The organism is Ruminococcus sporogenes (genome assembly GCF_054655175.1).
The window spans coordinates 475,494-498,305 of record NZ_BAAHOA010000002.1 but is presented as its reverse complement, the minus strand read 5'-3'; the positions used below and the strand labels follow the sequence as shown (position 1 = coordinate 498,305).

26 protein-coding genes are annotated in these 22,812 nt (G+C 39.5%); 15 read left to right on the top strand and 11 right to left on the bottom strand.

Going from position 1 to position 22,812, the window contains the following annotated elements:
• Nucleotides 1-4 precede the first annotated feature (4 nt).
• From ACYQ0N_RS08975 to ACYQ0N_RS08905, 15 genes are all read left to right on the top strand, one after another.
• A complete protein-coding gene (locus ACYQ0N_RS08975; RefSeq protein ID WP_460162466.1) occupies nt 5-1,354 on the top strand; it encodes a phage minor head protein in 1,350 nt (449 codons plus the stop codon).
• A complete protein-coding gene (locus ACYQ0N_RS08970; RefSeq protein ID WP_177533172.1) occupies nt 1,351-1,509 on the top strand; it encodes a hypothetical protein in 159 nt (52 codons plus the stop codon). The genes ACYQ0N_RS08975 and ACYQ0N_RS08970 overlap by 4 nt, the downstream gene beginning before the upstream one ends.
• Before the next feature lie 117 nt (nt 1,510-1,626).
• A complete protein-coding gene (locus tag ACYQ0N_RS08965; RefSeq protein WP_460162465.1) occupies nt 1,627-1,887 on the top strand; it encodes a Rha family transcriptional regulator in 261 nt (86 codons plus the stop codon).
• A gap of 92 nt (nt 1,888-1,979) precedes the next feature.
• The gene (locus ACYQ0N_RS08960; protein ID WP_460162443.1) at nt 1,980-2,387 is read left to right on the top strand and encodes a beta-sandwich lipoprotein; all 408 of its coding nucleotides are present in this window, start codon (nt 1,980-1,982) and stop codon (nt 2,385-2,387) included.
• Nucleotides 2,388-2,462: 75 nt separating this feature from the next.
• Nucleotides 2,463-3,638, top strand: coding sequence for an XkdF-like putative serine protease domain-containing protein (locus ACYQ0N_RS08955; RefSeq protein WP_460162464.1), 1,176 nt, complete (start codon nt 2,463-2,465; stop codon nt 3,636-3,638).
• Between the two features lie 12 nt (nt 3,639-3,650).
• Complete coding sequence (locus ACYQ0N_RS08950; protein ID WP_460162463.1) at nt 3,651-4,622, top strand: hypothetical protein; 972 nt, start codon at nt 3,651-3,653, stop codon at nt 4,620-4,622.
• Between the two features lie 14 nt (nt 4,623-4,636).
• Nucleotides 4,637-4,897, top strand: coding sequence for a hypothetical protein (locus ACYQ0N_RS08945; RefSeq protein WP_460162462.1), 261 nt, complete (start codon nt 4,637-4,639; stop codon nt 4,895-4,897).
• Between the two features lie 4 nt (nt 4,898-4,901).
• Complete coding sequence (locus ACYQ0N_RS08940; protein WP_177531794.1) at nt 4,902-5,285, top strand: DUF3199 family protein; 384 nt, start codon at nt 4,902-4,904, stop codon at nt 5,283-5,285.
• A 1-nt stretch (nt 5,286) separates the two neighbouring features.
• Nucleotides 5,287-5,652, top strand: a complete 366-nt coding sequence (locus ACYQ0N_RS08935; protein ID WP_460162461.1) for a DUF3599 family protein — start codon at nt 5,287-5,289, stop codon at nt 5,650-5,652.
• Complete coding sequence (locus ACYQ0N_RS08930; RefSeq protein ID WP_460162460.1) at nt 5,652-6,152, top strand: HK97 gp10 family phage protein; 501 nt, start codon at nt 5,652-5,654, stop codon at nt 6,150-6,152. The genes ACYQ0N_RS08935 and ACYQ0N_RS08930 overlap by 1 nt, the downstream gene beginning before the upstream one ends.
• Before the next feature lie 10 nt (nt 6,153-6,162).
• A complete protein-coding gene (locus tag ACYQ0N_RS08925) occupies nt 6,163-6,609 on the top strand; it encodes a hypothetical protein (RefSeq protein ID WP_460162459.1) in 447 nt (148 codons plus the stop codon).
• Nucleotides 6,606-6,818 carry a hypothetical protein gene (locus ACYQ0N_RS08920; RefSeq protein WP_177531791.1) on the top strand — a complete coding sequence of 71 codons (213 nt, stop codon included), beginning with the start codon at nt 6,606-6,608 and terminating at the stop codon, nt 6,816-6,818. Before ACYQ0N_RS08925 ends, ACYQ0N_RS08920 begins: the two co-directional genes overlap by 4 nt.
• A complete protein-coding gene (locus ACYQ0N_RS08915; RefSeq protein ID WP_177531790.1) occupies nt 6,818-7,360 on the top strand; it encodes a LytTR family transcriptional regulator DNA-binding domain-containing protein in 543 nt (180 codons plus the stop codon). The genes ACYQ0N_RS08920 and ACYQ0N_RS08915 overlap by 1 nt, the downstream gene beginning before the upstream one ends.
• A complete protein-coding gene (locus ACYQ0N_RS08910; protein ID WP_460162458.1) occupies nt 7,361-8,698 on the top strand; it encodes a GHKL domain-containing protein in 1,338 nt (445 codons plus the stop codon).
• 132 nt (nt 8,699-8,830) lie between these two features.
• Nucleotides 8,831-9,154 (top strand): DeoR family transcriptional regulator, encoded by a 324-nt coding sequence (locus tag ACYQ0N_RS08905; protein ID WP_177531788.1) that lies wholly within the window; start codon nt 8,831-8,833, stop codon nt 9,152-9,154.
• Between the two features lie 43 nt (nt 9,155-9,197).
• On the opposite strand, the gene ACYQ0N_RS08900 is transcribed toward ACYQ0N_RS08905, so the two are convergent.
• From ACYQ0N_RS08900 to ACYQ0N_RS08850, 11 genes are all read right to left on the bottom strand, one after another.
• Nucleotides 9,198-10,106 (bottom strand): hypothetical protein, encoded by a 909-nt coding sequence (locus ACYQ0N_RS08900; RefSeq protein ID WP_177531787.1) that lies wholly within the window; start codon nt 10,104-10,106, stop codon nt 9,198-9,200.
• 914 nt (nt 10,107-11,020) lie between these two features.
• Nucleotides 11,021-11,710 (bottom strand): hypothetical protein, encoded by a 690-nt coding sequence (locus ACYQ0N_RS08895; protein WP_460162457.1) that lies wholly within the window; start codon nt 11,708-11,710, stop codon nt 11,021-11,023.
• Between the two features lie 8 nt (nt 11,711-11,718).
• Nucleotides 11,719-12,156: a MarR family winged helix-turn-helix transcriptional regulator gene (locus tag ACYQ0N_RS08890; protein WP_177531785.1), complete on the bottom strand. Its 438-nt coding sequence runs from the start codon at nt 12,154-12,156 to the stop codon at nt 11,719-11,721.
• Between the two features lie 748 nt (nt 12,157-12,904).
• Nucleotides 12,905-13,810, bottom strand: a complete 906-nt coding sequence (locus tag ACYQ0N_RS08885) for an XkdQ/YqbQ family protein (protein ID WP_460162456.1) — start codon at nt 13,808-13,810, stop codon at nt 12,905-12,907.
• Nucleotides 13,811-13,822: 12 nt separating this feature from the next.
• A complete protein-coding gene (locus tag ACYQ0N_RS08880) occupies nt 13,823-14,488 on the bottom strand; it encodes a LysM peptidoglycan-binding domain-containing protein (RefSeq protein ID WP_177531783.1) in 666 nt (221 codons plus the stop codon).
• Nucleotides 14,478-18,404: a phage tail tape measure protein gene (locus ACYQ0N_RS08875; protein ID WP_460162455.1), complete on the bottom strand. Its 3,927-nt coding sequence runs from the start codon at nt 18,402-18,404 to the stop codon at nt 14,478-14,480. The genes ACYQ0N_RS08880 and ACYQ0N_RS08875 overlap by 11 nt, the downstream gene beginning before the upstream one ends.
• Nucleotides 18,405-18,597: 193 nt before the next feature.
• Entirely contained in the window at nt 18,598-19,065 is a 468-nt protein-coding gene (locus ACYQ0N_RS08870) for a phage tail assembly chaperone (protein ID WP_177531781.1), read from the bottom strand.
• Between the two features lie 420 nt (nt 19,066-19,485).
• Nucleotides 19,486-19,920, bottom strand: coding sequence for a phage tail tube protein (locus ACYQ0N_RS08865; RefSeq protein ID WP_177531780.1), 435 nt, complete (start codon nt 19,918-19,920; stop codon nt 19,486-19,488).
• Nucleotides 19,921-19,933: 13 nt separating this feature from the next.
• The gene (locus tag ACYQ0N_RS08860) at nt 19,934-21,151 is read right to left on the bottom strand and encodes a phage tail sheath family protein (protein ID WP_460162454.1); all 1,218 of its coding nucleotides are present in this window, start codon (nt 21,149-21,151) and stop codon (nt 19,934-19,936) included.
• Nucleotides 21,135-21,416: a response regulator gene (locus ACYQ0N_RS08855; RefSeq protein WP_177531778.1), complete on the bottom strand. Its 282-nt coding sequence runs from the start codon at nt 21,414-21,416 to the stop codon at nt 21,135-21,137. The genes ACYQ0N_RS08860 and ACYQ0N_RS08855 overlap by 17 nt, the downstream gene beginning before the upstream one ends.
• A 331-nt stretch (nt 21,417-21,747) precedes the next feature.
• On the bottom strand, nt 21,748-22,611 hold the full coding sequence (locus ACYQ0N_RS08850) for a tyrosine-type recombinase/integrase (protein WP_460162320.1): 864 nt from the start codon (nt 22,609-22,611) through the stop codon (nt 21,748-21,750).
• Nucleotides 22,612-22,812: the final 201 nt, after the last annotated feature.

Sequence of the window (22,812 nt, the reverse complement as noted above, 5' to 3'; positions counted from 1 at the left end):
TTTTATGTTTTGCGAGTGTCAGGCGCTCATAAAATCAATTGACGCCTACATAAAGAAAGAAGATGATACGTTAGCCGATTCTTTAAAAAAAGCGGGTTTTGCACTACCCGAAAAAACCGTGAAGAACATAGAGGAACTGGAAGAAAAGCTCGCTGAGATATTTCAGGAGCAGTCTTTTAACGTTGAAGAACTGTTAAAGGAAGCGGAGAGAAACGGAGTAGGTCTTGAAGATTTAATTGAGGGCAAGTGGCAAGGCTTTAAAAGTACGGATAATATCGGCAAAAAACTTCATCCGTTATTTTTCGGAAAATTGTCGGAGTGTATACCGGAGCTGGCCAATGTCTATATGTCTGCTATGGATTCAGAACTTGTAGTTGAGCAGATATCCGATAAAACTGCCGGTTGGATAGCGCAGTGGAGCGGCGAGCTTTCTGACATTATGAAGCTTTCTTCCCACGAAGAAATAGAAAGGGTATTATCAAACGCTTTAAAAAACGGTAAAAGCGTCGCCGATTTGACCGAGGATATAATGACAAACGGCGTCAGGGACGAATATTATAAGGCAAGGCGCGCGGCTATTACAGAAATGCTGCGCGCTCATAGTGTGGCAAAGGAAGAATCTATCCAGCAGTGTCCTGCGGCAGAATTTAAAGAATGGGTGCATACCGGAAGTTACAGAAACGAACCGAGGGCAAATCATGAAGCAATAAGCGGTCAGATAGTACGTAAAGATAAAAATTTTATACTTAAAGGTTATAACGGGGTAACGTATCTCGCAGATTTTCCGCGCGATCCCGTTCTTCCGCCTGAGGAATCAATAAGCTGCCACTGCATTCACAGAGGCGTTGTTTCACAAGAAATTCTGGGGCTTTCTCTTGACGAGAGAAAAAGATTACAACAGCAGGCTATAGACGAAATGAATGATAATTGGAAAACGGAGCTGGACGAAAAAAATAAAGAAAAGGTGGGTATCACAGTTGACAATTCAAGCGGAAATGGTATAATAAATTATGGAATAACATATCGTACAACTTCAAGCGGCAAAGTTATTGCAATGCGTTCAATAGAGGGTACATATGAAATTATGTTACCGGACGGTTCAAAATCAATTATTAAGAATCCTACTTTTGATAAATATGAAGTATTTGCAGGAAAGGGCTCTGATAAGGAATTAAGGGTTAAAGAACACCTTGTAAATAATTATGGCGGTAAAGCGGAAAATTGGTTTCATGCAAAAGGGTATACTAATGTTGCTAATGAAAGCGGAGAAACAAGAAAAGCAAATGTACATTGGTTTGAAGAAGAAACGATTGGCATAAAGGAAATATATATTAAGGGGTGGTCTAAAAAATGAAAGTAAAATATATCGGAGATAAATATAAAGTAGTCTTACTCAAAGATAAAGTTTATGATGTAATATCTGTAGAAGGCGATGCCTATCGAATTATGACAGAAGCAGAAAACGACGGTATTTTTTATAAAGGTGAATTTGAAATCGTCGAAGAATAACCGTCTCAATGAATCGAGGCGGTTTAGTTATATCACAATTTAATACAAATCAGCGTATGCCTAAAGGTATGCGCTATTTTTATACCCAAAAATAAAATAACTGAAAGGATTATTACTATGTTAGTAGAAGTATCGAAAATCAACAAGCAGGAAGTAACTGTTGTAAGCAGTCTTGATGTGGCGGAGACGTTTGAGAAACGTCATGATGATGTGCTGAAATCTATTCGTAATCTTGGCTGTTCAGACAAATTCCGACTCCGCAATTTTGCGGAGTCGACATACATTAATGAGCAAGGCCGTAAACAGCCATGCTATTACATGACAAAAAATGGATTCTCATTTTTGGTAATGGGCTACACAGGCAAAAAAGCTTCATAGAAGTAACGAATGTTAAGAAAATAGCTTGTTAAGCGTTTCGGCAATAGTCGGAGCGTTATTTTTATATCACTAAAAAAGAAAGAGGTAGAATTATGAAAAGAAAATCAAAGAAAATACTTGCAGCCGTAATGGGGCTGACGTTGATGTCGGCATTGTCTGTCGGATGTCAAAGACAGTCTGAAAGAGTATCGTACAATATTTCAAAGCAAGCTGATAACTTTAACACAATTAGGCAAATAACCGTTATTAACTGCATTCAGGGCGATGTACTTTTTCAAATGACCGGAAAAATGTCCTTAAATGCGGATACCGCCGAAAATCAGCTAGAAATAATAGTTGAAGATGAAAACGGCACGTATAAAAAGCATTTTATAGGTCTTTCTGACAATGTAACTTATACGGTCGAAGATGTTACGGATAATTACGTTGATAATTACCACTATACGCTTAACTTCAATCCGAATATGTGGATTCCGGTAAACTTTGAAACTATTGATTAAGCGCTTTTATGAGCGCTCTTTTCATTCCCTGAGCACGGCATAAAACTGCTTAAATATTTTTTTGGAGGTGTTAAAATGCATGTAATCAAGAAGGCAAGGAGCATAACAGACGCGGAAATACAGTTTATTTCGCTTGTTGATAAAGCGGCTAATAAAAAGTCGTTCCTTATAACAAAGGAAAACGACGGACGCGCGTCCTTTTCAGCGTATGGAAAAATCATCAAAACGGATGAGGAAAACCATTATGTAACGGGAATCGTATACGAGCCTATGGTAGAGGATTCCCAGGGGGATTTTATGACCGAGGAGGAAATTCAGAAAGCGGCTGTGTGGTTTGCAAAAAACGGAAACGGTATTGATCTGCAACATAATTTTGAAAAATTTGAAAACGCCGTTGTAGTCGAAAGCATGGTCGCTAAATCCGATTCAGCTATCGGTAATGAAAAGATAAAAAAAGGAACATGGCTTATGACAGTCGAAATATCCGATTCTGATGTTTGGTCATCCATAGAAAAGGGAGAAATCACAGGCTTTTCAATGGGCGGAAAGGGAGTGTATAGAGAGGAGGAAACGGAGCCGGAGCGCATAAGTAAATCAGAAGGTAGCAGTCTTATAAAAAAGCTAGCGAAGATGTTCGGCTTTGAGGTAGTAGAGAAGGGCGAAGTTGCAGAAAAATTCAAGCAAAGAGACGTATCAGAAGCATTCTGGGCTGCTTTTTATAGTTTGCAGGAAACGTTGTTTAAGCGCGATGTAGCGACTGGAGAAATCAGAATTGAAACGGATTCTGATAAAATCAAGGAAAGCCTTGCAGATTTTGCCGAGATTGTAAAAGATATTCTTGAAAGCAATTCTGAAATAACAAAATCTGATATATTAAACGGCAATAATATTGAAAAACTCAAAAATATATACAAGAACACTTGCGGCCTGCTTATAAAAGCGGGGGAAATGGAGGAAAGTATGACAAAAGCAGAGGTAGAGGCTCTTATAAAGGAAGCTGTTAATAAGGCTAACAGCGGAAATAACAGCGATGGCGTTGACGATGAGACAAAGAAGTTTATTATTGAAACGGTAAAAAAATTGATTTCAGAACAAAAGAAAGAGGAACCCGTAACAAAAGAAGAAGTAACGGAAATGCTGGCAAAGGCTGTGGAGCCTATATATAAAGCGAGGGGCATTGCTACAAATCTAAATAACGAGCCGGCTCCAGTTGAAAAGGAAGACGATGTATTTTCAGGAATGTTTGTATAAGGAGGATTTTTTATGAATAACAGAAGTATCATAGCTAAAGCGGCAGCCGATACGACCTCATTGGGAACCGGCGGTAAGATGAACGCGGAGCAGTCAAAACAATTTATTACATTTATGAGGGACTATTCGTCTTTTCTTAAAAAGGTTGATTTCATAACCATGGCAAAAACCACAAGAGATCTTGATAGTTTAGAGGTAAATAAGCGAGCCCTCAGACGTCAGGCGGAAAATTCAGACAATCCGGCTACGGGTGCGGTTACACACAAAAGGCGGACTCTTAAAGCGGTCGGAGTTATAATGCCTTATGATGTTTCATTTCAGTATATGAAAGAAAACATCGAGGGAAAGGGCGTAAACACAACGCTTGCAAGAATGTTTGCACAGCAGTTTGCAAACGATACGGTAGAGCTTGCGTTCTTAGGAGACGAATCGGAATCGGATGACGACTTTATAAGCATTAACGACGGCTGGATAAAAATTGCTAAGAATGACGCGAACGTACATAAATTTGATACGGAAGACAGCGTTGATTATCTTAATACGGTTTTCCCGGGACTTTTAGCCGCTATGCCGAATAAGTATTATTCTCTTTATACCGAAGAGGATAAATCCAAGATAAAGATATTCTGTTCACCGACCGTAAACAGAAAATACAAGCAGCAGCTTCAGGCGAGAAATACCGCGCTTGGCGACGCACTTATTACGGGCGGTAAGAACGTAAGCTACGATGGCTTTGAGATTGTACCCGTCGCGTTTATCCCCGATAATATTCAGATAGTTACGCCTTATGAAAATTTTGTTTACGGTATCTACGGTCAAAGCCTTGAGGTTTATCATAATGTTGTACCGCGTAAGACAAGACATGAATATACGCTTCTTGCTGACTTCGATATGGAAATTAACAATCCGGACGCGCTTGTAATCGGAGATAATTTTACAAATTCAAGCGAGCCGGGTTCAGGAGAATCTGAAAAAACCGAGTAAAGAGGGGGATAAAAATGGCTAAAAAAACAGTTGAAAAAAACCATAGTACTACTGATCAGGACGTTGATGATCCGATTAAAAACGGCGGGGATTCTTATACGGCGGAAGATGTTGAAAGGGAAAACAGTTCGAAGCGAGAAAATTTAAGAATAAAGCTTGTCAAGGGGGCGTCCTTTACGCGCGGAGGAAAGATATATACAAAAGGTAATCCGGTATATGCGGCGGCAGAAGAGGCTGAAAGGCTTTTAAATACCGGATTTTTTGATAGGGCGTGACGTAATGGCGGTAAGACCGTGGGCAACGCCGGAGGAGGTCAGGGAGTATTCTGATATAAAAGCGGTTCAGGAAAGAACAGACGAACGTATTGCCGTTGATATTTCAAGAGCCGAGCAATACGTTATTTCTTATACAAACAACGATTTTTCAGGATATGAGAGAATACCTCAGAATGTTAAAACAGCCGTAATTCTTTTAGCAGAGGCTTACGGCTATAATACGGTTGTTTCATCTAAGGAATTTAAATCGGAAACCTTTGACGATTATAGTTATACTGCCGAAAGCAAAGAAATACGAGCTGAAAATCTTGACGTAGAACCGCTTCTAAAGGAATACATAAGGGTTAAGCCTAAAAATGGAGTAATCATGCGGTTAAGGAGGCTTTGACATGGCTTTAGCTGATTTCTTAGACCATAAATGCGATATATATCATTTGATACAGTCTAAAGACTCTCCCGGTTATGGTCTGCCGGATTCTCCGGTTTTTAATTATAATAATAAGCCGGATGAAAAAGAAATACCCTGTCATTTCGGAATCGAATCGCTTGACGCCGAAACCGAGCAGAAACAGCCGCAGAACATTCTAAGGGAAAAAATAAAACTGACGTTGCCGGCCGGGACAAACATTCGTATAAATGACAGGATTGTCGATTGTAATTCAGGACTTGAATATACCGCAGAAAGGCCCAGAAATATTCGTGGGCATCACATTTTCGTATATATAAAGCGAATAAAGGAGCAGGAGGCGCTTTAATGCTTGAAGCGGATGAAATGAAAGAGTTCTTTGAAAAGTGCAGAAGAGCTGGAAACGGTGTGTTTAAACGGGAACTTTCACTGTTTCTTGAAGGTATCGGTCTTGAGTTTCTCCGTATTATCGAGGACGAGATAATACGGCTCAAGGTTATGGATACAAGGCTTTTACTCAATAGTTTTCATAAAGGGGAAGATGAGAATGTCTGGAGATTGTCTGACAGCGGTCTAACTCTTGAGGTTGGAACTAATGTCGAATATGCTTCTTATGTAAACGACGGTCACTGGACCTGTAAAAAGGGCGAGAAAATGAGGTTTGTTCCAGGGTATTGGAGCGGAAACCGTTTTATTTATGACTCTTCCGCTAAGTCAGGCATGATGTTGAAACAAAACTGGGTCAAGGGGGCGCATTACTGGGAAAGCGGGCTTAGAATTTTGGATAAAATGCTGCCCGGATTGACTGAAGCTAAGCTTCAGCAATGGATTAACAGCTATTTTGGTTAAGGGGGGACATATGCTTGAAAAAGAATTTGCAGCGGTGATAAGGGTTATACTTGATTCTGCGGGTAGCCCTGCTCCGTATTATCATAATATTCCGGAAAGCTTTATTGTTCCGTCAGTATTTTTTCCGTCGCCGGAAATAGAGTTTAAACCGGATACACTGAGCTCTTACGGTTCTGAATATATATTGTATGTAAATTTCTTTCACAGTACAACAGAGCTTGCTTATGAGCTTGCAATGCTTGCTTATCATGATATTGTCCGTAGACGTCGACTTATCCCTTTAATTGATTCAAACGGGAAAAAGACCGGCGAATTAATGCGGATAAATAATATAAATATAAAAAAAGTTGACGAATGCGCATATCAGCTTCAGCTTGACTGGATAAGTCGAACACCGTATACGTGTGAAGAGGCGGAGCTGGTGGAGTTGTTCTATATTAACGGAGGTAAATTATGACAAAAAAAGAAGAAGTAAAATCCCAATCTGCGACGGCAGACCCGCCGCAGACTAAGTATTCTATTGAAAAGCTGAGGGAAAATTGCTTGAAGCTTTTCGGAATATCCCAAAGTACTTTTGACGGGGCGTCGTACGGTCTGACTGGAAAATATACCGTCGCAGAAATGAAATCTGTTATAACAAAATGGCAGAACAAGGAGGTAAAATAATGGCGGGAGGAACATTTGATAAATCGGTCGGAAAAATAAGACCGGGAACATACATAAATTTTGAATCTGCAAATCAGCAGTTATTAGGAACATCCGATAGAGGAACAATAACACCCACGGTGATCTTGCTTGTGACTTCAAAATATAAATCAGCGGGAAAAGAGAAAATATATAGCGCATTTGACGCATTGATTAAAATTAAAGAAAGCGAAAAGTTATTTTATACGGCCCAAACCTTCAACGGCTCTAAAAGGCTACAATTAAAAGATATAATGTACGTTCAAGTACACGATCATTATGCGGACTTTTATTTATGCAATGACAAAATTATTTGCGAACGAAAAAAAATTAAAGCTTTAATTGAAGACTCTTTATTTGACACTTTTATTTTGATAAATCGAAATACTATGATAAACTACAAGTTTATTGACGAATTGAGCGAAAATATAAAACTATCAAACGGTGAAGAATTCGTTTACAGTAAGCGAAGACGCAATGAGATATATAATAAATTTCTTTACCTTAGGAGGAATCAATTTTAAATGTGGAGCTTGATAGAACACTCAGCCAGTCTGGCTGAAGCAGTTGTCATCACAGGCTTTACAACAATGGTATTGGGCTATAAAAGCCCCGGACATAAATGTTTAAAATATATAGTTTATACGCTTGTTTCTTTCATAAATATTGCTTTTTTAGCAAATTATTTGCCGGCAAAAGTTTCGGAAACGCTTCCGGGAATATCACAACTTATCATAAGTATGATATTTGCAGTACTTTTTTTGAAAGGAAATCTATTTTTCAAATTTTATATAATATTTATAAATAATTATATGATATTTCTTATAAACATTCCCGTTATGATGGCGTTTAATAGTTTTCTTGACGGTAACGGATTGCACGCTGCCGTTTACATACAAGGCGCGGTAAGTATAGCTATTTTAGTTATAACAAAGCTGCTGTTTGCGCTTGCCTCATACGGCTTTTACAGATGGTATCGTAAAAATCTCCGTAACGCCGACTTTAGTTTCGGCTCTGCGGAGTGGATAGCTCTGCTTTTTATTTGCGCCGCCTCGTTTGCAATGGGGTTATATGTTTTTCAGCAAAACGTAAGCCGTTATAAGCCTTTAATCATGACGTTTGCTTCTCTTATCGCGTTAGTGATTAATGCACTTTCTCTGTACGGGATATTTCGTTCTGCCCAAAATAAGCAAAAAGAAGAAGTGTTGAGGTTTTACCAAAACGAAAACAAGGTAATGAAGTCAAATTTGGAAAGTTATAGTAAAGCCGATTCCGAAGTCAGAAGAATGCGCCATGATTACGAAAATACGGTTTTAGCTACTATAAATTTGCTTGAGCACAATAAAAGCAGTACAGTTATAGAGCATTACTCTAAACTTATAAACGACATAAAAAAGACTGACATTTTAGAAATTGGAGTAAAAAATATTTTTATTAAGGCAATTATACAACAAAAATATAGTCTCTGTAGCAATAAGGAAATAGAATTCGAGTGTAATTCTTCCGGTATCTTTAAAAACAGTGAGGATATAAAGGGTGTCGATATAATTGACATTTGTACCATAATTGCTAATCTTCTTGACAATGCTGTAGAAGCATATAACGATAAACTGGACAATTATGATATCGAAATAAATCTAGACAGCATAAATAACTCTTACAGAATTGAAATATCAAACCCCATAGAAAAATCAGTATTAGCATATAATAGTCGCCTTAAAACAAGCAAGACCGACGTCAAAAATCATGGGCTTGGTATCAAAAGCGTTAAAAGACGAGCTGAAAAGTATAACGGCAACGCTGAATTTACAGAGGAAAATAACCGTTTCGTAGCGCGAGTATGGCTTAGACCGGAAGAGTGATATCTGTCAAAAAGCCGACTCGAAAAGCTGAGGTATAAGATGCAAACTTCGCTCAGTTTTGGGTGGTATTTTTTGGCATAATATAAAATGGCGCGGCATATAATGTGTCATTATTAAAAAGGAGGAGATTATATGCCAAGTTTTAAATATGAAGGCTTTACTGAAGTGGTAATGAAATCTCAAAAATCCCCTTTGAATGGTCAAAAGAATCGCTCAAGCGGTAATTATCTTTTTACAAATGAAGCGTTTGCACCTTGTAATAAGGTAAAATGGAGTTGTCCAGAGGGAATATCTTTCAACATAATGAAAGATCACACGGCAGCCAAAGACGATGTTATTTTAAAAGGGGTATGCAATGGCGCAATTACAAAAGCACCGTCAGGAGAGGGGTTATACATATCAAATCCTACCGGAGCTACGGAGGAATTTGAAATAAAAGTTTCTAAATACGAATAACAAAAAGCGGCAAGGATCACTCCCTGCCGCTTGTTTTATTAAACTATACTTCTATATATTTCTCGTAACCAAGATAATACATTCCGTTTGTAGCACCATCAAGAACTCTTCTTAAACTTTCTGCATCATTTTGATCAATGACACCGTCACAATTAATATCTGCGGAAGCACATCTGAACAATCCGTTCATTCCAGTTTTATAATAAGGTTCAGTGCCGTCAATAAGAGCTTGGAGAATAGTATAATCATTCTCATCAATTATAGAATTATTATTAAGATCGCCACACATCATGGGCCTGTAAACATACATTGTTGAACTTTCCTGCAGAGAATCAACGGTTTTTCTTTGATCCCATTTGATGATACAGGTTTTACCGTCAGAATTACAATCGGCATATGTAACATATCCGTTTTTCAAATCTACAGAAGTTATAAATATACTGTGTGTTTGGTTATTAATTCGAACAACATCACCAACTCTTGGCTCGTACGTTCCGCTTTCTGATATAGCAGAAAGACTGCTATAATACATAATATTGAAAGAAGCAGTTTTAAATAAATCAGATGCCATTTGTAAAGCAAAACCATAGCACTGATAATATTCATTACCAGGTGTATTTACATACTGATTAGGAGGATCAGCCAAAATATGATAATTAGCTTTTAATATATTTTGTACAGTAAACTTATTACATGTTTCACTCAAATAACCTGTATGATTACAAGGGGTATCAGTAACTCCGCCGTTGTTCCAGTAACTGCCATCAGGATAAAAATGCTTTTGATCATTTATAAAGTTCCTTATATAATAATCTCTGCTTGTCTGAAACTGAGTAACAGAAGAAGGTTGAACATAACTCTTCCAACCAGCATTAACAGATACCGCCGATACACCTGCTGTTATGATTGAGCAGGCCATTAAAGCTGATAAAAATTTTTTAATAAATTTCATATTTTTATACCTTTCTTATTAATTATACAGTTTAGCTAAACTATAATTATTATAACGAATTTTATTTATATTGTCAATATATCTGCAAATATTTTTTATTGATTTTATAGACGGAAACCGTCTTATAGCTTCTTGCAAGTGTTTATGAAAGTATGGAAAAACCCTGTATTTTCAATGGTTTTCCCGTTCTTGCTTGTATCTTCTCATATCTCAGCATAAGTTGGTTTTGTAAAGTTGGGCACCATTTTAGCACCACAAACAAGGCAATAAATACAAGCACAAGGCGGCGCACCATGCGCATAAAGACTATTTAGAACTGCTCTGGTTTTACACCGCTATGTTACGCAATAGAGGGTAAATAAGCCTTGCAATCAAAGGCTTTTCAGATACCAAAATCAATAGGGCAAGGTATTTATACCTTTTCCCACGAAAACACCCTTTAACTGCGTAACATTTCAAAGGCTATCATCATAATCCGTTGTTGAGTTATCCGATGTTGGATTTTCCGACATCGGAAAATCCAATGCAATTAAATAAAGATATATATAATACTGATTTAATCAAGTAAAGATATATCAATTATCCATTCCTTTCCGTTCCTTTCCCTAAATCCCTTTCAATAGAAAATATGGGCGTTTGAGAAAACAAAGGAAATACAACCCCGAGTGAAAAACACATTTCAACAAGGTAACGAGCAAAAAAGAGCATTAAAAGTTCCGTAGCAAACATAGGAAAGGGGTACCATTTCCGTAAAATGCAAGCATTTTTTGTCGTTGATAAGTCAACCTCCTTTGCCTTATTTTCTACCTTTATAACAAATCAGTATGAGGTCTTTGACAATTTTAAGGGGAAAACCGCACCAACTTTTCTCTGTTTCATATCACGGATAGGACATTGAAAACACCAAAAATTAATTAAAACAGGTATCTGCCGTCAAATAAATAAAATCCTGTATCAATCAGCAATACGATAGCAATGATTACTAATACGGCATAGATGGTATAGGTGATAGGCTTTATATTTTTCGCTTTCAGTTTATCAACCAATGCAACCAACTTGTCCAATAGATTTAGGCTGTTGGCGACATAGACAATTAGTGCCATAAACTGACTGACTACAAACCAAATCGTCAGGAGCAGAGTTGCGGTTAGAAAGTTTTCTACTTCGCAACCCATAAGAATAACGGCATAATAAGTGGGGTCAGTAAAACAAGAGAGTGCAAACACAAAGCCGGTACTTAGGTACTTAATCCAAGCCCCATTAACAGTTTTCTTCTCCTTTTTCTCTTTTTTCTTGCTAATATCCAAAAATCTTCGTAGCACCCATATCAGAATAAAAACGGATACCGTAAACTCCAAAATTGCCCAAAATGGGCTATTGTCCCCAGGCACTATACTTTTAAGAATATCTACTGCCGTAGCACCGAAAATAGCGGAAAGTATAGCGCCGATAAAAACGCTAAATCCCGCATAGGAGAGGAAGAACAGCGTAATATTTGACTTCTTTTCCTGCCGCAGTCCCATAGACAAAAGGTAAACTGCTGTAAATGGGTCAACACCTAAAATGCCCAACCCGATTGTACTGATTATTTTGTGTATCATCATTATTCCTCTTATAGATTTTCAATTTTACTGCGGAAAGATGTTAGATATTTTTCCACCAAACGCAATATCTCTTGATGTTCCTTTTCTGTCATTTCCTCAAAGACTTTGTTTTCTGCTTGTTCAATAGGCAATATTTTTTCCCTTACAAGTGCCTCGCCTTTTGCTGTCAAATAGATTTTTAATTCTCGCCCAACACCTGCATGAAATTCAATCACTCCGTCTTGATTTAGTTTTTTTGCCGATGAATTTACGGTTTGCTTATTCAAGAGTGTGTACTTGTAAATTTCTGTCTGAGTACAGCCGTTTCCTAACACAAGAATTGCCTGCAAAATCGCATAAGCACTATCGGAAAGTCCTTGCATTAAGCAAATTTCATGATAAAGCTCATCAATCGCATTATTCAAACGGTCAAATTCTTGTAGAACGGGATGTTTTTCAAACTTCATATTTGCTCTCCTTTAAGCATGAAATCATACTTAATATTATAGTATGATTTCATACTCCTGTCAATGCCTTTCAGAAAATAAATAGCAGAGCCCAGCCGTCCTCGTCAACGGTCAAGATGAACGTCGCATAAATGCGCCTCCGTTGACAAGTGCGCCTGCCCCTGCTTGCGTGGCAACCAAGAGAGCAAAAGCAACGAGTGCTTTCGCTCTCAAACAGTATGGTTTTTCTTATATCTGCCCGTATCGCTTTATATTGCCATAGGAAATTCGGGCACCATTTGGGCACCAAGGCGGTAAAAATTCTTATTATTTCGAGTGCCACAATCTTTGGAAAAGCCTGTATTTGCAAGGCTTTTCACAGTTTAAGCCATTTTTAGAGAACAAAATCAAATACTATTTTTTATTATTTTTTTCTTAAATCAATATTCTAATATGACGAAAATAACTGTGAGGATGCTAACAATCCATTTTGCCCTAGTATTTCAATGGGATAGTTCAGCAGGGAACACCGATGTCCGCCGATAACTTCAATCATTTAGAGCAGGGCGTTTATGACGCCGATAAAAACGCCGCAGACGCGCTTAGCAAAATAGGCTCTGGAAATGACGCTTGAAGCGGAGGCGGAGGAATTAAGAGAGGAATTAAGGGGCTAATCTAATGAACGATACTTTTTTACTCATAATAAATTCCCTTACAGCAGATACTGCGGTAAAATGCGCGCCAATCCCTGCCGAGCCCGTCGCCGACATTATACGTCGTCCCGCCCTTTGATTCCCAGCTCGTTTATGATTACATATACTCCTGTTCCCGATATGACGTCCGGAATGCCGAAAGCCTCAACGTCAAGGCTTATTTCCGGAGCGCTGATTTCTTTGAGAGTTTCGTCTATGTGCTGATTCAGCTTTGCCTCCGACATATCGTCGTCTTTTTTTTCAATCTCCTGAAAAATACCTATAAGATTTTCCATATCCTTATTTTTTCTTACAGCAAAAACCGTATCCTCATCCGAGTATATTTTCAGCCTTGTTTTGATGTCCTCGATACTTTTCTTATAGCTGTATGAAGTCATATTAGAGCCTGTTTCAAGTACCCATTGAAGCATATTTTCACGTCTCTTTACAAGACTCAGTATGCCTTTGGATGAATGCACATAGTATTTTGTTCCGGTTGCTTTATAATCCTGACTTATTGCGTCCATAACAGCGTCCCATGCTGTTGTTTTTGACTTGGTAAGCTCCGGTATCTTATATTTCGTTTCAGCAACCTCGGAATATTTTATACCGAAGCGTTTGCATACGTCTATAAAAATATCGTGCACGGTTTTATTTTCGTACACGAAGGTATCCTTATTATTAGAAAGATATATACCGTTGTCATAAGCGGTTATCGGCATTTTTCGGCTGTCGGACTGCTGCTGCGACATTATTATACCGCGAAACAATTCCTTGCCCTTATAGCTGAAAATAAGGTGGTTTCCTCTTGTCACGTCGATTTCGCTTACCGCTTTATTCATTCCGCTGTTATCGTCTAAAAGAGATATACTTACAGAACGCGCCGCCGAGCCTTTCCGCCCTTTCCACTTTATACTTTCCGCAAGTCCAGAAATGTCATAGGCTCGACCGTCTTTATATAAAATCAGTGAAATATCCGGCATACCGTCCTCCTTCTAAGGTATTGTAAGCACCTGACCGGCTTTTATCAAATTCGGATTAGAGCCTATAAGCTTTTTATTCGCATTATAAATCTTTGTATACAGAGAACCGTCTCCGTAAAACTTTTTAGCGATATTATATAAGCAATCTCCGGATTTAACCGTATAGGTCTTAGGTATATTTTTATTATTAACTCTCGTACTTTTGCTTTTTTCAACGGACGCTTTTTTCTTATTTTTATCCAAGTTAATCTGTCTGACTCGTGCGCTGCGGTACTCCTTAAGCGTTAAAGAATACTCATAGGTCCCGACGTCTCCGCCGCTTTCGGAATACTGAAAGCTTTCGACAGTTACATACATAACTATTCCGCATTTCGCCACGGTAAATCTAACCGGCTTTTTATTAGACATCCAACTTGAAAAAAACATCGCGTATGCGGCCGGAAACAAGGGCTTTTTAACGCTGCACCCGGGAAAGTAATGCGCGGGAAAGACGCTTGAAAAAGAAATCTGTATAGCTGAACGCTCGTTTAAAACAATAACCTCTCCAAGCCCCGCAACCGTAACGCTGCTGTTATTAGCAGTTCGTTTAACGGTCAATGTTTCGGGATTTACCGGAAGCTGCAGCTTAGTCTTGCCGCCGTCGGCTTCAAACCAAAACTGATATCCGTTAGATTTCATAGAAGGATTCCCCCTCTTCAAATATTTCCTGCTCAACAATACCCATTAGCACCGGCTTTATGTAATCGCTGAGAATTGAAACCACCTGCTCCTTGCTCATGTTACTTTGTATATTTACAGATCCTTTTCCCGTTATATCAAGGGATATTTCCTTTTTTGATACCGTTTCAGAGTTAGCGTCAAATTTCTCGGCTGAAAATGATTTTGCAGGCGGAACATATAGCGGTTTCTCAGTGATAGCAGAAATTATCCTGTTTGTTTCATCTGCTGGGAAAACTTTACTGCCTTTTTGTCCTATTATAAGCTCAGGACCTTCGTCTCCGGCTATAAAAACATCGTCTGAATAGGTTGTGCCGGTCGCATTTGCCTGTATTTTATAAGTGTTTCCGGTGTTCGAAGCTGACTCAGGCACTGAAACATTCGGAACTGTCAGAGGGCAAGAACTAAACGCACTTGATACTTGTTTTGCAATAATATTAGCTTGTTCAACGGCTTTAGCTCCTCCAATTTTAAGCTGATGAATATACCCATCCATGGTAACTTTAGCAGCATTTGCAGCAGAGCCCTCAAGTCCCATTCCATCAACAGCCTCTCTAACATCTTTTTGCATATCTTCAAGCTTTTTTGAAAACTCTGTTTCGACATCAGCCATATTTCTGGCAACTTTATCTTTCATTTCGGATAATTTGTCAAACGAGCCATTAAGTTCGCCAACTTTTGCCGAAGCTGTCTCAGAATCCATTTTGCCGAGCTCTTCTGCAAAAGCTACGGCTTGTTCCGGATTCAACTGTTCAATAATATTATTGTCGATTCCTATTTCAGAAAGGCTCTTTAACGCCTCCTCGTACTGACTGAAATATTCGAACTGACTTTCAAAACTTTGGACCGCCCCGTCAAAAGAAACAGTATTTTCAAGATTCATCTCAGCTTCTTCGAATAATCCGAACATTCCGTCTAAATCTGTTCTTACAGATAAAAAAGCTTCGTCATAGGCTTTCGCAAGGTTTAATATCTCCTCCTCACGAGCACTCCATATATTTGATATGGCTTCTTCACGGGTTAGAGCGGTTTCGGTTTCTTCGGCTGATTTTGTGACTTCCTCTCCCGCCATCGCAACTTCTTGTAACGAATCACGTAGTGAGTAGTATGTTTCTCCTGTTCCGTCAACAGTATCGGCATGCGTTTTTAATAGCGCATCATATTTTTCATATTGGGTTTGCAAATCTTCAAGATTTTCAAATACCTCATCAACCTCATTGGGTTTTACCTTCATCTGTTCTGCGAGATCATCTAAATCCGCTTTTGTACCAACAACCCCATCTGGATCAGGATTCATGATACGATCATATTCAGTTTTGAAAGGGGCAAGTTCTATAGATTTATCGCGAAAGCTTTTATACGCGTCCACGTATTCAGATTGCATGTCGGGGTCAGAAAGATAGTCCATGGAGACTTTTAACTTTCTGTTATCGCTTGTTTCCATTAAATTATCAACAAGTCGTTCTGGATCAAAGCCTGTTAATTCACCCGTATCATAATTAACCTCGATATTACAATTAAAAGTATCATTAAGATAATCAGCGTAATTAGCCATCAAATCAAGATCAGTATTCGTAATCTGTGCTTTATCTGATAACGCAGTCAATTGGGCAATTGCAACCAAACCGCTTTGTTCTGATTGATCAATTGATTTATATGAATTGTCAATTTCGCTTGTTAAAGAATTATAAGAATCAGAAAGTTCTGTTATCTTCTGTTCCATCTCTTCAGCAACTCCGCCGCCTTTTTCATACTGGGCGTTCAGCGTATCAAGTTCTTTGGAAAGACTTTTCGCGGCTTCTGAATTTTCTCCGTATAACTTGCAGACGTTTGCGTAAGCAGTCTCGGTACTGTCAATTTCTATCCTGCATTGCTCAAGCGTGCCGTTATAATCTTCAACAGCGTCCTCTGCCGAATTAAAATGATGTATAAGCCCGCCGATAGCCGCTCCGGCTGTTGCAACTCCTCCGATTATTAATCCTACCTTGGTTTTAGACAAAGTTAAATTAAAAGTATTAGTTACAACGTTCAAAGCTTTCACCGCAGCGGCGGCGACTGTAACCGTTCCGATAAACCCTGCTCCCGCGACAGTTATGCCGGTTATTCCCTCTACGACGACGGGGTGTTTTTCAGCAAAATCCGTCATCCATGTAAGCGCGCTTGTTCCCATATCGGCAAACGCTCCTATTGTGGGAGTCAGCGTATCGCCGATGGCTATTTTAAGATTATTGGCCGCGTTCTGCGTCATTGTAAGACGCGATTCAAGCGTGCCGTAACGCGTATTCGCTTCATTTGCAAGAGCTGTATTTTCTTCCCAGGCTTCCCCCGCAAGACTTACCGCGCCCGCAAGCCCGCTGCTGTTATTCGCAAGGGATTTTACCGCATTAGAAAGCCTGACCTCGCTTATGCCCATATTTTCAAGAATTACGGTAGCGGTTTCCCCGTTTCTTTCAACGTCGTTTAAGCCGTCTATAAAGGAATAAAGAGCGTCGACAGCACGGTGTTCAAACATGTCGGAGAACTGCTCACAGCTCACACCGGCTACGGAAGCAAAATCTTCTAAGCTGCTGTTTCCTGTTTCAACGGCAACCTGAATATCCGTCATTAGCTTAGACATAGCGGAGCCGCCCGCTTCAGCCTCGATTCCCACAGAAGACATTGCCGCGGAAAGTCCGAGAATATCAGATTCCGACATGCCCGCAAGAGTTCCGGCGGACGCCATTCTTGTTGACATTTCAACTATATCCGCTTCTGTTGTGGCGAAATTGTTGCCGAGCGCAACTATGGCGGAGCCGAGATTTTCATAATTGTCAGCCGACATATTAGTTATATTGGAAAATTTCGCAAGGGACGAAGCCGCCTGCTCCGATGACAGATTAGTAGACTCTCCGAGATTTATCATTACTTCAGTAAAGTCCGTTATATTTTCGGTGGCGATTCCAAGCTGCCCCGCTGATTCGGCAACGCCTGCAATCTCGGTAGTAGAGGACGGAATCACAAGAGACATTTCCTTTATATCGCTGCTTATTTCAGCGAGCTGTTCTTCGGTCCCGTCAACCGTCTTGTACACTCCGGTTACGGCGCTTTCAAACTCTATCGCCGCGCTTGCGGCGGAAACAAAACCGTCCTTTATTTTGTTCAGCGCGGCCACTACCCCGATAGTTGCAAAAGCGTCCTGGATAAGCTCTCCCGCATTAGCGGCTTTGTTTCCTAAAGTTTCACTCTCGCCGGAGGCCTTTTGCAACGCTTCGCCGTATTCTTTAGCCTCGCGCTCAGACTTGTTAAGCGCGTCCGCAACCTTTTGCTCCGCATTAGCGGCTTTGTTGGAAGCTGCATACATTTTTTCTTCCGCTTGCGCGGACGCTTCTGTGGCAGAAGCATTTTTCCTCGCCGCCGCCGCGGCTTCCTCCGCTTTTTTCGCCTTTTTTTCCGACTTCTGGGCAACTTTTTCAAGACTTTCAGAAGTCTTTTGCGCCTGAACTACCTCGTCGTTCATGGAATCGGTCACTTTGTCAACCGTCATTAGCTGACTTTTTAAGCTTTCATGAAATCTTTTAGCCTCTGCCGCTGCCTGTGCGTCTATATTTGCCTTATTTCTGGCTTTTTCCGCGGCCTGTTCAAGTTTGCGCGCCTGATCGGACATTGCGTCTGCTAATAATCTTGACGGCGTAACGGCCCCCGTTGAATTGCCGGAAAGCTTAGAAAGAGAAGCCGCCGCTTCGGCGGAGCTTTTGGATGTGTTTAGCAACGCAGAATCGAGCCTAACGCTTGACTTTTCCACATCAACTATCGCGTTAACTCCGGTATCGCCTAACCTGACCATAGCTGCGCTCATTTCATCTACCATTCTAAATTTAGCGGTATACTCACTCTTCAAAATCTCACTCCTCTCTTAAGCATAGCAAGAAAAATTTCAATATCAGTCCTGCAAGGGTTTTCTGATTCGCATACCTCAGACGCGATATAGAAGAGCCTGGTCCTCTTAGACATTTTTTCAAACTCCTCCATACGTAGTCCGTGACGCTGCCATAAAACATGCGCCCAATAAGAATCGCTTCCCTTGCAGGATATTAGTTTTTTGCTTCTTCAACCAGATTATTTTCGGTTTCCTTTTTAGACTGCATTAGCCCGAGAGCCGTCATAACAGTGTTGAATACCTGGTCGTACTCGCCGCGCTTTGAAAAAACCTTAAGCGGCATTTCTGTCTTATCATAGCAGCGATAAAAATCCATAAGCTCCTTATCGCAAAGATTCGGAAATACAAGAGCTTCAGCAATTATATGACGGAATGCCCTCGGCGTATCGTTTTCAGTCTGGAAAACAACCTCTCCGTTTTCTATATACGGTTTACCGTTGTTATCGAATGCGACGCTTCTCTTTCGGTAACTGTCGGTAATTTTTCTTATTCTTTCGCCTGATAATACTTTAATTTCCATTTGAATCGGCTTACCGCTTTCATCCTTAAAGCTTTCCGGAGCAGGCGCCGTAATAATCTCTTCCTTTTCCTCTCTCATAAAATAGCTTAAATTCTTTGTCATAATAAAAACCTCCATAATATTATTTTTTCGGGACAGTTTTAAGCCTTAACCGTTTCGGGCAGGAATAAAATGCGCCCCGTTAGGAGCGCTTGACATTTTATAAAATTGTGATATAATAATAGATGAAAAGGGTGTCTGCGATAAGCGGTTCATCCCAAAATGTTAGTATTAAAGAAATACCGTTACTTTGGAAGAGTGGGCGGTATTTCTTTTTTATGTAAAGAAATTATTTCTTGTTAAAAATGTCTTTTGTGACCTTATAAACAAGAGTGATAACACAAGTTAGCATTGTTACGAACTGGATAAGTTCCGATAATGTCATTGTTATCACCTCCCTTGTCAGGGAGAAACCGCCTACCGTTTTATGCAGACACCCATACGGTTATTATACCACGGGTGTCTTTTTTTGTCAATTTATGTTTAAACTATAATGTCCTTAGCATTGAATGAAATCGAATCGTCAACAACGTCCCCGCTACTGTCAAGGGATGTAAGTATAATGTCCCCCGTAAATATGCAGCCTACCGCCGTTATTGTATCCGAGCCATAATCTCTGTAATAGTCCGAGCCTTTATCGTCCATTACGCCTTGAATAGTAAACTCCGGCTCCACTCCGTCCTTTTGGTATCTCTGTACTATTTCCTTTAAAAATGGAGTAGACCGTCTCCGCGTTATCGTTCCGGTTATAGTAAAGCCTTTCCATCTTGTACTAGGGGAACGCTCCCCTAATACCTTTCCTGTATATGTCTCCGGTGTAAATTTAATCTCGCACTTTACACAGTCAAAAATTTCCTCGCCGTCTATAAATACTTTTCCTTCTGTAAGAACAATAGGTTTTTTGTTATAATCAGACACGATTTATACCTCCTTATCTTGTTTTAATAGTAAAATAAAGCTTTTCCGCGCTGTCAACAGGCTCTATAGCAACGTTAAAATAAGTACTGTCTCCCTTGCTTATTCCTCTGTCAACCGCAAAGTCAGAGCTGTAGTCAACGTTCTGTATTGCGCCGGCTTCATAAAATTGCTTCAGAATGGCTCTACCCATACCATCCATAATATCCCAGCCTGTTTCATTATTGTTATACTTATTCGGAGGGAAATTCGCTCTAATATTTTCTGCGAATGTATCTAATACCCTCAGCACTCGGTTTTTACTGTAAGATTTATCTTTCTTTTCTGTAAAAGTAATGAGACTGTTAATATCATATTCCACAACAACATCTCCGCTTTCAGAATACGAAAAGAAAAACTCGCCGTTTTGAATAGCTGCAACAGCCTGCTCATGGGTTTTCGGAGCGGCAACCTTTTCAGCTCCGACATAAATTTTCTGGGTATTACTTTGAGTATTGCCGGCAGAAGCGTCCGCTCCGGCAACCCATGCGGTAGCCTGAGCATTAGTAAGCGTTACCCCGTTAATGACAACTGAATTTGTTACGTTAATAATACCCTCATAATCGGCTTTATAATCTGCTACAACAGCTTTTACTCCACGCCCTACATTTTCACGCAGGTACCGTATTTTAGTTTTACAAGCCGCAAGCAGCGATTCTTCTGTTACAGGAAACGCCAGAGTATTGAAATTAACGCTTTCCATATCATCAAGAAAGTCAGATATGTCGGAATTTGCCGCAACAGAATCTGTTCCTCCGGTTAAGGTTACTCCTGCAACCGATTCGAGTTCCGCCGATTCGGTTGCTGAAAAAACAATATAATTGCTTTCTGAAAGAGCCGTCGCCTCAGAAATCCCCTCAAACTGTTCTTTAGGCGAGCCGCTGAGGTAAACCGTGACGTCAAATCCCGATACGGGATTAGCTGCTACCGAATAACTGATGTCATTTCCTCTTGAGCCCCCGTATTTTGCCTCCGCAGTAAGTCCTCCTCCCGAACCGGACGCTTTGGCTCCGCCCTTTACGATATACACAATAACTGTCTGCGCGCACTTAAACGCTTCCCTAATCAAGAGCATAGACGGGTTATCATCGTAAACGCTGTAGCCGAGTTTTTCATAAGCAGAATCAGCTGAATCATCGGATATTGTGATAAACTCCTTTTCGGGACCGTACGAATGATTAACAAGAGGTATCAATACTGCTTGACAGAAACATTATAGGTATTTCCTTATTAACATTTCTGATTTGTTCAGCGGCATATAATCCGTCATATTCCGGCATTTCAATATCTAAAACTATAACGTCGATATTATTTGATTCAAAATATTCTTTTAACAGGTCCTGTACAAAGTAAAATTTTTTTATGCTGCAATGCATGCCATGGTCTTTAAAATAACAATTTATGATTTCTGAAAAGTAGTCTACAAAAACCTGTTCGTCGTCACAGACTGCGATATTCATTAATTACCTCCTTTTATACAAATTATATCAAGAGATTAATTAATTGTCTATATGTAATATTTAGTATTTAGTAAATCGCAGTATTTTCTTGTTATTTTGATTATCCTTAGTGCCCTAATAGTGCCCTGAAACCTATTTAGGCATAAAAATACACCGCCTGCAATTGCTTGCAAACGGCGTAAAATGGGGGATTATCCTGGAGCTGCTAACCAGATTCGAACTGGTGACCTCGTCCTTACCAAATAAAATATTAATGGCTCAACAGCGTAAATACACTGTTTTGTTTGTGATTATATGCCCGTATTTAAAAACGGTTGCTATCAAACTGCTATCATTTTTCCACTTTTAATAATTCTATCATTTCCGATAGCTTATCTATGTTTTGATGTATATAATTTTCTGTAGTGGTTTCATAATCTGCATGTCCTATGACTTTTATCAAATCTTCCGGTTTAGCTCCTTTAGCTTGCAGTAGGGTGGCAAAAGTGTGGCGGGTGCTGTGGGGCGATTTACGAGTTATTCCCAACCTTTCAAGCAAAGGGTAGTATTCCCTTTCTCTAAAATTCTTTTCATTTAATCGGTTTCCAACTTTATTTGATATTAAATAATTTCCGGATTCATTGTAAAAGTATTTTATATAATTAATTATTGCCGAGTGAATAGGTATTATTCTGTTAGTTCCGGCTTCGCTTTTTTTGCCGCCAATTAAACGAGGAGGGGAATCGTCTAAATATGCGTTTTCTTTCTTCATGTCAAAAAGTTCTCCTATCCTCAATCCGCTAAAAATGAGTATCAGAACAATTTTAGCGGTCCTATCTGTATCATTGGACAGTAAAATTTTTATATCCGATTCGCTAAAAGTTTCTTTTTCTTTTTTATCTGCTTTAGGTAATTTTAAAAATTGCGCATAGTTTTGAGATATTATGTCCTGTGACATTGCATATTTGCATAACTGGCTATATAGAGAGCGTATTTTTTCACATGTAGCTCTTGATCTTCCAGAAGCCACCGCGTCATCAAGACACTTTTGTATGTCGGGAGCTCTTAAATCCTTAATTTTTTTGAATCCATAAACTTCAATATATTTCCATGCAGAATTATAATTACTGATTGCGTCTTTAGACAGATCTCTATAGTGAATTTTTTTCCAGCTTTCAAAAACATCTCCTAAGGACATTCTTATTTTATCGGACATGTTCGCAGCTACCGCTTCGTTTAAAGCGTTTAAAGCTTCCGTTTTTGTTTCAAAATATCCGAGAACAGTACGCTTAGAATTTCCCTCTTTATCATACTTACACGGCAAAATAGCGGCGTATGGTTTTCTACGATTTCCGGAAACTTTGTATACAGAGCCTTGTGAATTTGCTCTACGGCGTGATTTCCTTTTTTCGACTGT